The sequence below is a fragment of the Azospirillum agricola genome (assembly GCF_017876095.1).
Classification (GTDB): domain Bacteria; phylum Pseudomonadota; class Alphaproteobacteria; order Azospirillales; family Azospirillaceae; genus Azospirillum; species Azospirillum agricola.
The window spans coordinates 1-13192 of the sequence record NZ_JAGINM010000010.1 but is presented as its reverse complement, the minus strand read 5'-3'; the positions used below and the strand labels follow the sequence as shown (position 1 = coordinate 13192).

Here is a 13192-nt window from a genome sequence, read left to right as displayed (position 1 = left end):
CGCTCAGCCTCCGAACATCGCGTCTTTTTCGTAGGTGTAGAACCCCCGGCCGGTCTTGCGGCCCAGATGGTTCGCGGCGATCATCCGCTTGACCAGCGGCGGGCAAGCCGCGCGCGGGTCGTTGGTGACGCCGTGCAGCGCCTCGCAGAGCAGGAGCTGGGTGTCGAGACCGATCAGATCGAGCAGCTCCAGCGGCCCCATCGGGTAGCCGAGCCCGGCCTTGATAGCGCGGTCGATGTCCGCCGGCTCGGCGACGCCGGCCTCGACCATGCGGATGGCGTCGTTGTTGAAGGGCACCAGGAAGTAGTTGAGGATGAAGCCGGGGTTGTCCTTGGTCTTCACCGGGCGCTGGCCCATCGCCTCGGCGAACTTCCAGGCGGCGTCGAACACCTCGGGGGAGGTGGTCAGGCCGGGCGACATCTCGATCAGCTTCATCAGCTGGGCGGGCAGGCAGAAATGCATGCCGACGACGCGCTCCGGACGTCCAGACCCGCCGGCGATCTCGGTGATCGAGAGGGTGGAGGTGTTCGACGCGAAGATGGTGTGCGGCGGGCAGACGGCGTTGAGATCCGAGAAAAGGCCGTGCTTGACCTTCAGATCCTCGAAGATCGCCTCGATCACCACGTCGCACTCGGCCATCGCGGCGATGTCGGTGGTGCCGATCAGGTTGCCCATGATCGTCTCGACCGCCTCGGCGGTCAGCTTGCCACGCTGCACCGACTTGGCGAAGAAGCCCTCGGTCTGGCGCCGCGCACGGTCCAGCGTGTCCTGGCGGGTGTCGTAGAGGATGGTGCGGAAACCGGCCCGGGCGGCGACGATGGCGATGCCGGCGCCCATCGTGCCGGCGCCCGCGACGCCGACGGTCTTGATCGTGCTCATGTCACTTCTGCCTTTCGATGAAGCTGCGGCCGATCAGCTGGCGGTGGACCTGGTTGGTCCCCTCCCAGATCTGCGTGATCTTGGCGTCGCGCATCAGCCGCTCCACGCGGTAGTCCTTGCAGTAGCCGTAGCCGCCGAGGAGCTGCACAGCCTCCGTGCTGATCCGCATGGCGAGGTCGCTGGCGCGCATCTTCAGCATCGAGGCCTCGACGCCGAAATCCTGCTCGCCGGCGTCGATGCGGCGGCCGAGCTGCCACAGCCACGCCTCGCACATGGCGAGGTCGGTCGCCATGTCGGCCAGCAGGAACTGGATGCCCTGGAACTCGATGATGCGCTTGCCGGACTGGCGGCGCTCGTTGATGTAGGCGACGGCATCCTCGAAGGCGGCCCGCGCGATGCCCAGCGCGTGCGCGGCGACGCTGGGGCGCGACTTGTTCAGCGAGGCCAGCAGGATGCGCAACCCGTCGCCGGGCTGGCCCAGCAGGTTGGCGCGCGGCACCCGGACATTCTCGAAGGACAGCGCCGCCGTGCTCGACGCGCGGTGGCCCATCTTGTCCTCCTTGCGGAGAACGCTCAGGCCGGGCGTGCCCTTCTCCAGGATGAGGACGGAGATGGCCTTCTTCGGGTCGTCGATCCCGCTCCACTTGCCGAAGACGAGGTAGAGGTCGGCGACGTCGCCGTTGGTGATGAAGATCTTGCCGCCGTTGACGACGATGTCGTCTCCATCGGGCGTAAAGCGTGTCTTCATGCCGGTGGCGTCGGAACCGGCGGATTCCTCGGTGATGCAGAGCGCGCCGAGCGCCCCTTCGGCGAGGCGCGGCAGCAGGCGCCGCTTCTGCTCCTCGGTGCCGAAGTCGATCAGCGGCTTCATGCCGTGGAAGTTGGTCGCCCAGACGATGCCGGTCGAGGCGCAGGCCTTGCTGATCTCGCGCACGCAGGCGAGATAGGCGACGTAGGAGAGCCGGGCGCCGCCGTAGGCCTCCGGCACGAACATGGCGTTGAGGCCCAGCTCGTTGATGCCGTGGACGTTGTCCCACGGGAATTCGGCGGTGGCGTCATGATGTTCGGCCTTCGGCGCGATCCGGTCGCGGGCCAGCGCCTGGACGCTCTCCAGCAGCATCGCCTCCTCGTCGGAGAGCGGGATCTGGGCGTCGAGCTTCTCGAAGACGTTCATTCCCTGGTCCTTTCCGGCTTAGTGGGCGATGCCTTGGCCGCCGTCGAGGTAGATGGTCTCGCCGGTCAGGAAGGGGATGTTCTCCTCCAGCAGCATGGCGGAGAGCCTGGCGACCGCGTCGGCGCCGCTGGGGCCGCCGGTGGGGATGCGCTTTTGCAGGAAGGCGCTGAGCGGGCCTTCGGACAGCGCCTCGCGGTTCAGGTCGGTCAGGATGTAGCCCGGCGCCAGATTGACGACGCGGATGCCGGCCGGCGCCCATTCCACCGCCAGACAGCGCGAGATCGCCCCGACCGCCGCCTTCGACGCGCAGTAGGCGAGGTTCCGCTTCACGCCCATGCGGTCGAAGAAGGACCCCATGTTGAGGATCATGCCCCTGGTCTTGGCGAGGTGCGGGTAGGCCTCGCGGGCCGCCACGAACACGGCGGTGGCGTTGGTCGTCATCACCGCGTTGAAGTCGTCGGTGGAGAAGCTGTCGCTGCGCCCGTCGAGATGGATGCCGGCGTTGTTCACCAGCGCGGTCAGCCCGCCCCTGAGGCCGGCCAGTTCGGCGAACACCGCGCGCAGCGCCGTCTCGTCGGTCACGTCGCAGCGGTACGGCAGCAGGCGTTCGGCGAGGCCGGCGTCCTCGGCCGGCAGCTCCGGGATCGTGCCCTTGCGGGTCAGGCAGGCGACGGTGAAGCCGCGCCGGGCCAGTTCGATGGCGATGTCGGCGCCGATGCCCCGCCCGGCGCCGGTGACGGTGACGATTCCGTCTTTGATCGAAGTCTGGGTCATGTCAGCGGTCCTGGAAGCTGGCTTTGCGCTTTTCGGCGAAGGCGGCCATGCCCTCGGCGGCGTCGGCGGTCTGGTAGGCGAGGGTCGACAGGTCGGCCTCGACCTTCAGCCCCTCGTGGATCGGCAGGTCGATCGCCCGCTGCACGGCGGAGCGCGCGAAGGACAGGGCCAGCTTGCCGTAGATGGTGAACTCGCGCGCGAAGGCGGCGGCGCTGTCGAGCAGCGGCTCGTCGATCAGCCGGTTGACCAGACCGATGCGCTCGGCCTCCTCGGCGCCGACGGTGCGGCCGGTCAGGATCATCTCCAGCGCGCGCGCCTCGCCGATCAGGCGCGGCAGGCGCTGCGTCCCGCCATAGCCGGGGATCAGACCCAGCTTGATCTCCGGCAGGCCGAGCTTGGCGTTCTTCCCGGCGACGCGGAAGCTGCACGCCAGCGCCATCTCCAGCCCGCCGCCGAAGGCGAAGCCGTTGATCACCGCGACCGAGGGCATCGGCAAGGCGGCCAGCCTGGCGAAGACCGCCTGCCCGAACTCGGCCCCCTTCTTCTGGGCGTCGAGGCTGCGGCCGGTCAGCTCCTTGATGTCGGCCCCGGCGCAGAAGGATTTCGGGCCGGCGCCTGTCACCAAGAGCGCGCGGGCGTCGCCCCGCGCCACCTCGTCGAGTGCCGCGCCGATCTCGCCGAGGATCGCGAAGCTCAGCGCGTTGAGGGCCTCGGGACGGTCCAGCGTCAGGACCGCCAGCTCATCCAGCCGGGTCAGGGTGACGGGCATCAGGTGGGTTCCTTCGAGAGTGTTGGGGCCGTCCAGCGCACCGGGGTTGGTTGCAGCTTGCCGCTCTTGACCCAGTCGATCAGGCCGCGCTTGAGGATCTTGCCGCTCGGCGTCATCGGGAAATCGCCGGTGATCGCCAGATATTCGGGCATGTCGTATTTCGACAGGCCGGCCTCGAACAGATGGGTCAGGATCGCCTTGGGCGTCGGCGGCGTGCCCTCGACCGACAGGATCAGGCAGACCTTCTCGCCGAGCCGCTCGTCGGCCACCGGGATGGCGGCGGCGATCAGCACGGCCGGGTGGGTCTTCGCCAGATCCTCGATGCGCGACGGGTGGATGTTGTGGCCGCCGCGGATGATGAGATCCTTCTTGCGGCCGACGATCTCCAGATTGCCCTTGGCGTCGAAGCGGCCGAGATCGCCGCTCATGAACCAGCCCTGCCGGTTGAAGGAGGTCTCGGTGGCGCGCTGGTTGTCGAAATAGCCCAGCATCAGGCAGCCGCCGCGCCCGCCGATCTCGCCGATCTCGCCGGGGGCGGCCTCGACGTCCGGCGCATCCTGCTTCCAGATCCTCACCTCATAGGCGTTGCAGGCGCGCCCGCAGGTGCCGACGATGGTGTCGACGTCGTCGTCGGGCCGGGTGTACTGGTGCGACCCGTTCTCCGTCATGCCGTAGATGTTCTGCGGCTGGATGCCGAGCGCCAGGAAGCCGCGCGCGGTCTCCTGCGGGATCGGCGACCCGGCCATGTAGAAGATCGTCACGGCGCCCAGCCTCTCCATGCCCCGGCGGCGGACATCGGCCAGGATGTCGATGGCGTGGGTCGGCACGCCCATGATGTAGGTGGCGCCGGTCTCCAGGATCCAATCCAGCGGCTTCAGCCCGGCCGGCGGGTCGTTGACCACCAGCTCGCAGCCGGCGGCCAGCGCCTGCTCCAGCGCGACGGTGCCGATGTGGTGGCTCATCGGGCTGAGGCTGAGCAGGATGGTGTCCGGCCCGTGGCCCCAGTCCTCGACCATCGCCCGGCCGTTGGCCAGCAGCGTGTTGTCGGAGTGCATGACCGCCTTCGGCGCGCCCGTCGTGCCGGAGGTGAAGGCGAGATAGACGATCTTGTCGGCGTTGGCCACCGGCTCGGCGTGGACCGGGCGGCGCGGCTCCAGCGGCGGGAAGGGCAGGTCGGCGCCGCTCCAGCGGTCGCCGTAGGGCTCCAGCCGGTGGATGCGCTTCATCGAGGGCAGGTTGCGCGCGGCGGCGAAGACGTCGGCGGTCTGCGCGTCCGCCCCGTAGCCGGTCTGGCCGAAGAAGGCGGCGGCGTCGATGCGCTCCAGCAGCCCGGCGATCTCGGCGACCGTGTAGTTCTGGTGCAGCGACGGGTTGCAGACATAGCCGTTGCGCGAGCAGGCGAGGAAGACCACCACCGCTTCGACCCGGTTGGGCAGCCAGACCGACACGCGCTGGCCGCGCCGGATGCCGCCCTCGTCGAGGTCGTCGGCGACGCTGTCGACCCAGGACAGCAGCTGCGCCCAGGTCAGCCGGCGGACGCCGTCGCGCAGCGCGAAGCGGTCCGGCCGTTCGGCGGCGCGGCGGGCGAGCAGGCCGTACAGCGTCTCGCCGCGCCAGATGCCGGCCGCCTTGTAGCCCGCCGCCAGCGCGGGGTCGTGGAGCGTGAGGACGGTGTTCACGACGGTGATCTCCCTAGCCTTGCGGTCTCAGTGGCCGAACTTGTCGGCGTCCGGCTTGCGGCGCTCGGCGAAGGAGGCGGCCAGCTCGTGCGCCTCGTCGGTCTCCAGATAGCCGCGCAGCAGCAGGTCGTGCGCCATGCGCGACAGGCCGCTGACGCCGTTGTGGCGGGCGTTGAAGGCGGCCTTCAGCGAGGCGAGCGCGAAGGCGCCGCGGTCGGCGATCTCCAGCGCCATGGCGCGGGTGGCGGCCTTCAGCTCGGCGGCGGGGACGACCTCGTTGATCAGGCCGATCTCGGCGGCCTTGGCGGCCGTCATCTTCGGGTTGCGGAACCAGATGTCCTTCGCCCGCTTCTTGCCGACCAGATCCTCCAGATACCAGGTGCCGTAGCCGGCGTCGAAGCTGCCGACCATCGGGCCGACCTGCCGGAACACGGCGGTGTCGGCGGCGATGGTCAGGTCGCAGACCATCTGCAAGACGTTGCCGCCGCCGACCGCGAAGCCGTTGACCGAGGCGATGACCGGCTTTTGCAGCTTCTCGATGCTCTCGTACATCTCCAGCGTCGGCAGCACGCCGGCGTAGAGCTGCGACTCCTCCATGCCGTCCTTGCGGCCGCCGGTGCAGAAGAACCGGTCGCCGGCGCCGGTGATGACCAGCACGCGGGTCCGCGTCTCGCGCCGCACCTCGTTGATGCAGTCGCGGATCTCGTGGCACATGGTGACGTTGAACATGTTGCCGTCCTCGGGACGGTTCAGCGTCAGGGTGCCGACGGGGCCGTCTTCGGCGTAGAGGATGGTGTCGTAGGCCATGGCTCGCGTTTCCGTTCGTTCGTGGTGTCGGTGGTCAGATGATGCCGGCGGCGGACAGGCTGGCGAGATCCGTCTCGGCACAGCCGACCAGCTCTCCCAGGATGGCCCGCGTGTGCTCGCCCAGGCGGGGCGGCGGCAGGCGGGGGGCCGCCGGGGCGCCGTCGACGTGGATGCCGAGGTTGACCTGCGGGCAGGAGCCGCCGTCGGCGCCGTGGGGCAGGGCGTAGAACAGGCCGCGCTCCAGCAGGTCGGGGTCGGCCGCCACCTCGTCCAGCCGGTTGATCGGCCCGGCCGGCACCTTCGCCTCGGCCAGCAGCGCCAGCCATTCGGCGCGCGGGCGGGCGCGCAGGCGCTCCTGGATGCCGGCGACGATCTCCGGCCGCGCCTCGCGGCGGTGGGCGTTGCTGCCATAGCGCGGCTCGGCCGCCCAGTCCGGCTGACCGAGCGCCGTGCAGAAGCGGCGCCAGATGCCGTCGTTGCCGAGCCCGACGGTCATCGGCCGGTCGGCGGTGTCGAAGACCTGATAGACGGCGATCACGCTGTCGCGCCCGCCCGAGCGCCGCGGCAGCTCGCCCGATCCCAGGTAGGTGGCGACGCGCGGGGTCATGAAGCGGGTCATGCTCTCGACCAGCGAAACGTCGATCTTGCGGCCGCGCCCGGTGCGCGCGCGCTCCAGCAGCGCGGCGCAGACCGCCAGCGCGGCGTCCTGCCCGGCCAGCATGTCGGCCGCCGGGGTGCCGACCTTCTGCGGCGGCGTGTCCGGCTCGCCGGTCAGGTCCATGACGCCGCTGTAGCCCTCGGCGATCAGGTCGTAGCAGGGCAGGTCGGCGCGCTTGCCCTTCAGGCCGAAGCCGGTGATCGAGGCGACGATCAGCTCCGGCTTCACCGCCGACAGCGTTTCGTAGCTGATGCCCAGCTTGTCCTGCGTGCGCTGGACCATGTTGACGACCACCACGTCGGCGTGGCGGGCGAGGTCGAACAGGATCGCCCGCCCCTCCGGCCGCGTGTAGTCGAGCGTGAGGCTGCGCTTGTTGCGGTTGACGCTGAGGAACCACAGGGATTCCCCGTTGAGAAAGGGGGGGCCCCAGGCGCGGGCATCGTCGCCGTGCCCCGGCCGCTCGACCTTGATGACGTCGGCGCCAAAATCGCCCAGGAGTTGTGATGCGTAGGGGCCGGCGACGGAGGTGGTCAGGTCCAGCACCCGGACGCCGGCCAGCATCCCGAACGGGGCGGCGTCGGGCGCGTCGGGAAGAGTGTCCATCGGAAGCATGGTGTCTCGCTGTTCCGGCTTGTTGGTCGAACGGATGATAGCAACCGCCGTGCCAGTTCCGGATTTTTCAGCAAGCCTTTGAATTTTCCTGAACTCTTCTGTAACGCGACGAGCCGGCCATCCGGCCGTTCCCTGGACAGTGTAGTCGGCAAACACACCGGTACGCCAACAATATGTGTTCACAGGGGACAGTGGCTGTGCTTAGGATGGGCCAACGACACCGCCCGGCGGCGGACGAACAAAGGCATTCCGATGAGCGAAACGCACGACCCGGCCGAGGCCGGCCTGCTGGTCCTCGACGGCCAAAGCAACGTAAAGTTTCAGACCGGACTGGGCGCCCGGGCCGATGTGCAGGAGCGGCTGACGGGGCTGCGCGGCCAGCTGGGGACGCGGCGGCTGTTCGGGATCGAGCTGGACGGCGCGCGCTGCACCGTGCTCGGCTGGCGCGGCGCCGACGCGACGCTGTTCCTCATTCACCGGGGCCAGCGGGAGGACACGCTGCTCGACTTCATCGGCAGCGTCGATTTTGCCTACAGCATCCTCAACCATCTGGTCAGCAGCCCCTACGAGGGCATGACGGTCGTCGATCACGAGGCGAAGGTCCGCTTCATCAGCCCGGTCCATGAGGGCTTCTTCCGGCTCGGCACCGGCGAGGCGGCCGGCAAGCCGGTGACCGAGGTGATCGAGAACACCCGCCTGCACGAGATCGTCCGCACCGGCAAGGCCGAGATCGGCCGGGTCCAGCAGATGCGCGGCGTCACCCGCGTCGTCAGCCGCATCCCGATCGTCGAGGACGGCGCGGTGGTCGGCGCCATCGGGCAGGTGATGTTCAAGGCGCCGGAGCAGCTCCAGCAGCTCAGCCTGGAGGTCAACCGGCTGCGCGACGAGATCGCCCAGTACAAGCGCGAGCTGACCGGCCTGCGCACCCGCTCCACCGGGATCGAGCAGATCATCGGCACCAGCGACGCCATCCGCCAGCTGAAGGCCGACATCGCCAAGGTGGCGCCGCTCGACGTCCCGGTGCTGCTGATCGGCGAGAGCGGCACCGGCAAGGAATTGGTGGCCAACGCGCTCCACAGCCTGAGCGCCCGCCACGGCCGGCCGATGGTGATGGTGAACTCGGCGGCGCTGCCCGCCAGCCTCGCCGAGAGCGAGCTGTTCGGCTACGAGCCCGGCGCCTTCACCGGGGCCGAGCGGAAGGGCCGCAAGGGCAAGTTCGAGTCCGCGCACAAGAGCACGCTGTTCCTCGACGAGGTCGGCGACATGCCGCTCGACCTCCAGGTCAAGCTGCTGCGCATCCTCCAGGACGGCGTGTTCGAACGGGTCGGCGGCGAGCAGCAGCGCTTTTCCGATTTCCGGCTGGTGTCGGCGACCAACCGCGATCTCGGCCAGATGATCCAGAGCGAGAAGTTCCGGCTCGATCTCTATTACCGCATCAGCCCGGTCACCCTGCGGCTGCCGCCCCTGCGCGAACGGCTGGAGGACATTCCGGCGATCGTCCAGGGCTTCCTCGCCGGGCTGTCCAGCCGCAACCGCAGCAACGTCCGTTTCGTCGACGACAAGGTCTACGGCTACCTGCAATCGCTGAAATGGCCGGGCAACGTGCGGCAGCTTCTGCACGAGGTGGAGCGCGCGGCGATCTTCTCCGACGGGACGACGATCCGGGTCGAGGATTTCCGCCCCTCGGCCCTGCCGGGCATGCCGTCGGTGGTGGTGCCGCCCCCGGCCGTGGCGCCCGAACCGGCCGCCGCCGTGCCGTCCGGTGGAAGCGCCGACATGCGCTCCGCCGTCGAGAACGTCGAGGAATCGCTGATCCGCGATGCGCTGAAGCGTCACGACGGCAACAAGAAGCGCGCGGCGGAGGAGCTGGGGATCTCGCGCTCCTACCTCTACAAGCGGCTGCGGCTGATCGAGGAGCAGGCATAGGCGCCTGTCGATGGAGACGACACCCGTGGAGAATGGCCTCCGCCTCGATGGCCGGGCTTGACGATGCTTGGGAAGAAAGGACCGTCAAGCGGGGCCCCACAAAGGCTCTGTCTTCCGGACCGTCTTCCGAGGACACGGCGGCGCTCCCGCCGGTGTCCTCGCCAAGGACATTGTGTTTCCCGGCAACACTGTTCGCGACGCTGACTGTGTGTTTCGCGGCGGCATTCCACGCTTTCACGGGTTGGCACGGGCTTTGCGACAGCCCTCTCGACAGCCTGTCCGTCCGCCGTCCGCGCCCCTGCGCGACACCCGACGCGGAGACAGGCTCATCCCAATCAAAATCGCCGTTCGGGAGGCCCCCTATGTCCAAGAAGCCCCTCATGCTCTCCGCCGCCACCGCCGCGCTGGCCGTGACGATGGCGTTCACGGGAGTTGCCATTGCCCAGTCCCAAACGCCGGCCACGGCCGTCTCGGACGACGCCGTGAAGATCGGCGTCATCGTCGACATGACCGGCGTCTATTCCGGCAACGGCGGCAAGGCGGTCGTCGTCGCCTCGCAGATGGCGGCCGAGGATTTCGGCGGCACCGTGCTCGGCAAGCCGATCGAGATCGTCTCCGCCGACTACCAGAACAAGGTCGACATCACCTCCTCCACCGTGCGCCGCTGGTTCGACCAGGACAAGGTCGACATGGTGCTGGAATCCACCGATTCCGCCTCGGCCATCGCCATCCAGAAGCTGGGGGCCGAGCGCAAGCGCATCACCATCGCCGCCGGTTCCGCCTCCACCGCGCTGACCAACGCGGAATGCTCGCCCTACGGCATCCACTATGTCTACGACACCTACGCGCTGGCGACCGGCACCGGGCGCGCCGTGGTGGAGGAAGGCGGCAAGCGCTGGTTCTTCCTGACCGCCGACTACGCCTTCGGCCATTCTCTGGAGAAGAACACCACCGACGTGGTGAAGGCGATGGGCGGCACCGTGGTCGGCGGCGTCCGCCACCCGCTGAACAGCGCCGATTTCGCCTCCTACCTGTTGCAGGCGCAGTCCTCGGGCGCGGAGATCGTCGCGCTGGCCAACGCCGGCACCGACTTCAGCAACGCGCTGAAACAGGCGCAGGAGTTCGGCCTGACCAACAGCGGCCAGTCGATCGCCGCGATGCTGGTGTTCCTCAGCGACCTGAAGGCGCTGGGGCCGGACGTCGCCAAGGGCGTCAAGTTCACCACCGGCTTCTACTGGGACTACAACGACGAGACGCGCGCCTTCTCCGAGCGTTTCTTCAAGCGCTTCGGCACCATGCCGACCGACATCCAGGCCGGCGCCTATTCGGCGGTGACGACCTACCTGAACGCCGTCAAGGCGGTCGGCACCGACGACGCCGACAAGGTGCGCGCGCATCTGCGCACGGTGACGATCAACGACTTCTTCGCCAAGGACGGCAAGATCCGCGACGACGGCCGCATGGTGCACGAGATGTATCTGGCGGAGGCCAAGGCCCCGGCGGAGGTCAAGTCGCCCTGGGATCTCGCCAAGGTTCTGCGCCCGATCCCCGGCGACGACGCCTACCAGCCGCTGGAGCGCAGCACCTGCCCGCTGGTCAAGAAGTCCTGACGGGCGCACACGGGAAGCGGCCGATGACCGACGACATCATCCTGGAAGCGCGTGGCCTGACGAAGGAGTTCAAGGGCTTCGTGGCCGTGAAGGAGGTGAACCTGCAAGTGAGGCGGGGGACCATCCACGCGCTGATCGGCCCGAACGGCGCCGGCAAGAGCACGGTGTTCAACCTGCTCACCAAGTTCCTGACGCCGACGCGCGGCCAGATCCTCTACAAGGGGAAGGACATCACCCGGACCAAGCCGGCCGACATCGCGCTGATGGGGCTGGTCCGCTCCTTCCAGATCTCGGCCGTCTTCCCGCACCTCAGCGTGCTGGAGAATGTCCGCGTCGCCTTGCAGCGCCCGCTCGGCACCAGCTTCCATTTCTGGAAGTCGGAGGCCAGCCTGCACGACCTGCACGGCCGCGCCCTGCAACTGATCGAGGACGTCAACCTGACGCCCTGGGCGCACCATCTGGCCGCCGAGCTGCCCTACGGCCGCAAGCGCGCCCTGGAGATCGCCACCACGCTGGCCCTCGACCCGGAGGTCATGCTGCTCGACGAGCCGCTGGCCGGCATGGGCCACGAGGACATCGAGGGCACCGCCGCGCTGATCAAGCGCGTCGCCGCCGACCGCACCGTGCTGATGGTCGAGCACAACCTCTCGGTCGTGGCGCATCTGTCGGACACCATCACCGTGCTGCGGCGCGGCGAGATCCTCGCCGAGGGGCCCTACGAGGTGGTGTCGAAGAACGCCCAGGTCATGGAAGCGTACATGGGGACCGGACATGCCTGACGGGATGCAGAGCAAGACCAGCCAGGTCGGGACCGCCATGCTGGAGGTCCGCGACCTGCACGGCTTCTACGGCGAGAGCCACGTCCTGCACGGCGTCAGCCTCGAGGTCCGCCAGGGCGAGGTGGTGACGCTGCTGGGGCGCAACGGCGCCGGCAAGACCTCGACCATGCGCGCGATCATGGGCATCATGGCCAAGCGCACCGGCTCGATCCGCTTCCAGGGCACCGAGCTGATCGGCATGGCCCCGCACCGGATCCCGCGCCTGGGCATCGGCTATGTGCCGGAGGAGCGCGGCATCTTCTCCTCGCTCAGCGTCGACGAGAACCTGACGCTGCCGCCGGTCATCAAGGACGGCGGCATGACGGTCGAGCAGATCTACGAGCTGTTCCCCAACCTGAAGGGGCGCGGCTCGACGCAGGGCACGCGGCTGTCGGGCGGCGAGCAGCAGATGCTGGCGATCGCCCGCATCCTGCGCACGGGTGCGAACCTGATCCTGCTCGACGAGCCGACCGAGGGTCTGGCCCCGGTGATCATCGAGCAGATCGGCGTGGCGGTGCGGGCCTTGAAGCAGCGCGGCTTCACCATCGTGCTGGTCGAGCAGAACTTCCGCTTCGCCGCCACCATCGCCGATCGCCATTACGTGATGGAGGAGGGGCATGTCGTCGACATGATCCCCAACGACCAGCTCCACGCCAACATGGACAAGCTCCACACCTATCTCGGCGTGTGAGCGGGAGAGTCTTCTCATGTTCGAACTTCTGGGGGTGCCACCCCAGGCGCTGTTCGGCCAGCTTCTGCTCGGCCTGATCAACGGCTCCTTTTACGCGCTGCTCAGCCTCGGGCTGGCGGTGATCTTCGGCATGCTGAACGTCGTCAACATGGCGCACGGCGCCTTGTACATGGTCGGCGCCTTCGTGGCGTGGCTGCTGCTGACCTACGTCGGCGTCGGCTACTGGGGCGCGCTGATCGTCGCGCCGATCGTCGTCGGCGCCATCGGGCTGGTGCTGGAGCGCACGATGCTGCGCCGGCTCTACAAGGTCGACCACCTGTACGGGCTGCTGCTGACCTTCGGTCTGGCGCTGATCTTCGAGGGCGCCTTCCGCCACCAGTACGGCGTCTCGGGCCAGCCCTATCCCATCCCCGACCTGCTCAAGGGCGGCAACAACCTCGGCTTCATGTTCCTGCCGACATACCGCGGCTGGGTCGTGGTGTTCTCGCTGATCGTCTGCTTCGGCACCTGGTTCGCCATCGAGCGCACCAAGCTGGGCGCCTACCTGCGCGCCGCCACCGAGAACCCGACGCTGGTCCAGGCCTTCGGCATCAACGTGCCGGTGATGGTCTCGCTGACCTACGGCTTCGGCGTCGCGCTCGCCGGTCTGGCCGGGGTGCTGGCGGCGCCGATCTATCAGGTCTCGCCGCTGATGGGCTCCAACCTGATCATCATCGTCTTCGCGGTGGTGGTGATCGGCGGCATGGGCTCGATCCTCGGCGCCATCGTGACCGGGCTGGGGCTCGGGCTGCTGGA

General features: G+C 68.6%; 12 protein-coding genes. 5 read left to right on the top strand and 7 right to left on the bottom strand.

Translation table 11 applies throughout. The annotated features are described in order from the left end of the window. Positions 1-3: 3 nt before the first annotated feature. The 7 genes from J2847_RS16225 to J2847_RS16195 are packed head-to-tail and all read right to left on the bottom strand — an operon-like array spanning position 4 to position 7352. A complete protein-coding gene (locus J2847_RS16225; RefSeq protein WP_209779955.1) occupies positions 4-879 on the bottom strand; it encodes a 3-hydroxyacyl-CoA dehydrogenase family protein in 876 nt (291 codons plus the stop codon). A gap of 1 nt (position 880) precedes the next feature. Further along, entirely contained in the window at positions 881-2053 is a 1173-nt protein-coding gene (locus tag J2847_RS16220; protein WP_209779954.1) for an acyl-CoA dehydrogenase family protein, read from the bottom strand. A gap of 18 nt (positions 2054-2071) precedes the next feature. Then, a complete protein-coding gene (locus tag J2847_RS16215; protein ID WP_209779953.1) occupies positions 2072-2827 on the bottom strand; it encodes an SDR family NAD(P)-dependent oxidoreductase in 756 nt (251 codons plus the stop codon). A 1-nt stretch (position 2828) separates the two neighbouring features. Beyond that, positions 2829-3596 carry an enoyl-CoA hydratase/isomerase family protein gene (locus tag J2847_RS16210; protein WP_209779952.1) on the bottom strand — a complete coding sequence of 256 codons (768 nt, stop codon included), beginning with the start codon at positions 3594-3596 and terminating at the stop codon, positions 2829-2831. Beyond that, positions 3596-5275, bottom strand: a complete 1680-nt coding sequence (locus J2847_RS16205; RefSeq protein WP_209779951.1) for a class I adenylate-forming enzyme family protein — start codon at positions 5273-5275, stop codon at positions 3596-3598. Before J2847_RS16205 ends, J2847_RS16210 begins: the two co-directional genes overlap by 1 nt. Before the next feature lie 27 nt (positions 5276-5302). After that, the gene (locus tag J2847_RS16200; RefSeq protein WP_209779950.1) at positions 5303-6082 is read right to left on the bottom strand and encodes an enoyl-CoA hydratase-related protein; all 780 of its coding nucleotides are present in this window, start codon (positions 6080-6082) and stop codon (positions 5303-5305) included. Between the two features lie 34 nt (positions 6083-6116). Further along, positions 6117-7352: a CaiB/BaiF CoA transferase family protein gene (locus J2847_RS16195; protein WP_209779949.1), complete on the bottom strand. Its 1236-nt coding sequence runs from the start codon at positions 7350-7352 to the stop codon at positions 6117-6119. A 252-nt stretch (positions 7353-7604) separates the two neighbouring features. Between J2847_RS16195 and J2847_RS16190 the strand changes: the two genes are divergently transcribed. From J2847_RS16190 to J2847_RS16170, 5 genes are all read left to right on the top strand, one after another. After that, a complete protein-coding gene (locus J2847_RS16190) occupies positions 7605-9278 on the top strand; it encodes a sigma-54 interaction domain-containing protein (protein WP_209779948.1) in 1674 nt (557 codons plus the stop codon). A gap of 362 nt (positions 9279-9640) precedes the next feature. After that, the gene (locus J2847_RS16185) at positions 9641-10888 is read left to right on the top strand and encodes an ABC transporter substrate-binding protein (RefSeq protein WP_209779947.1); all 1248 of its coding nucleotides are present in this window, start codon (positions 9641-9643) and stop codon (positions 10886-10888) included. A 23-nt stretch (positions 10889-10911) separates the two neighbouring features. Continuing rightward, positions 10912-11667, top strand: coding sequence for an ABC transporter ATP-binding protein (locus J2847_RS16180; protein WP_209779946.1), 756 nt, complete (start codon positions 10912-10914; stop codon positions 11665-11667). Next, positions 11660-12397: an ABC transporter ATP-binding protein gene (locus J2847_RS16175; protein ID WP_209779945.1), complete on the top strand. Its 738-nt coding sequence runs from the start codon at positions 11660-11662 to the stop codon at positions 12395-12397. The genes J2847_RS16180 and J2847_RS16175 overlap by 8 nt, the downstream gene beginning before the upstream one ends. Positions 12398-12413: 16 nt before the next feature. After that, a partial coding sequence (locus J2847_RS16170) for a branched-chain amino acid ABC transporter permease (protein WP_209779944.1) occupies positions 12414-13192 on the top strand: 779 nt, incomplete at its 3' end.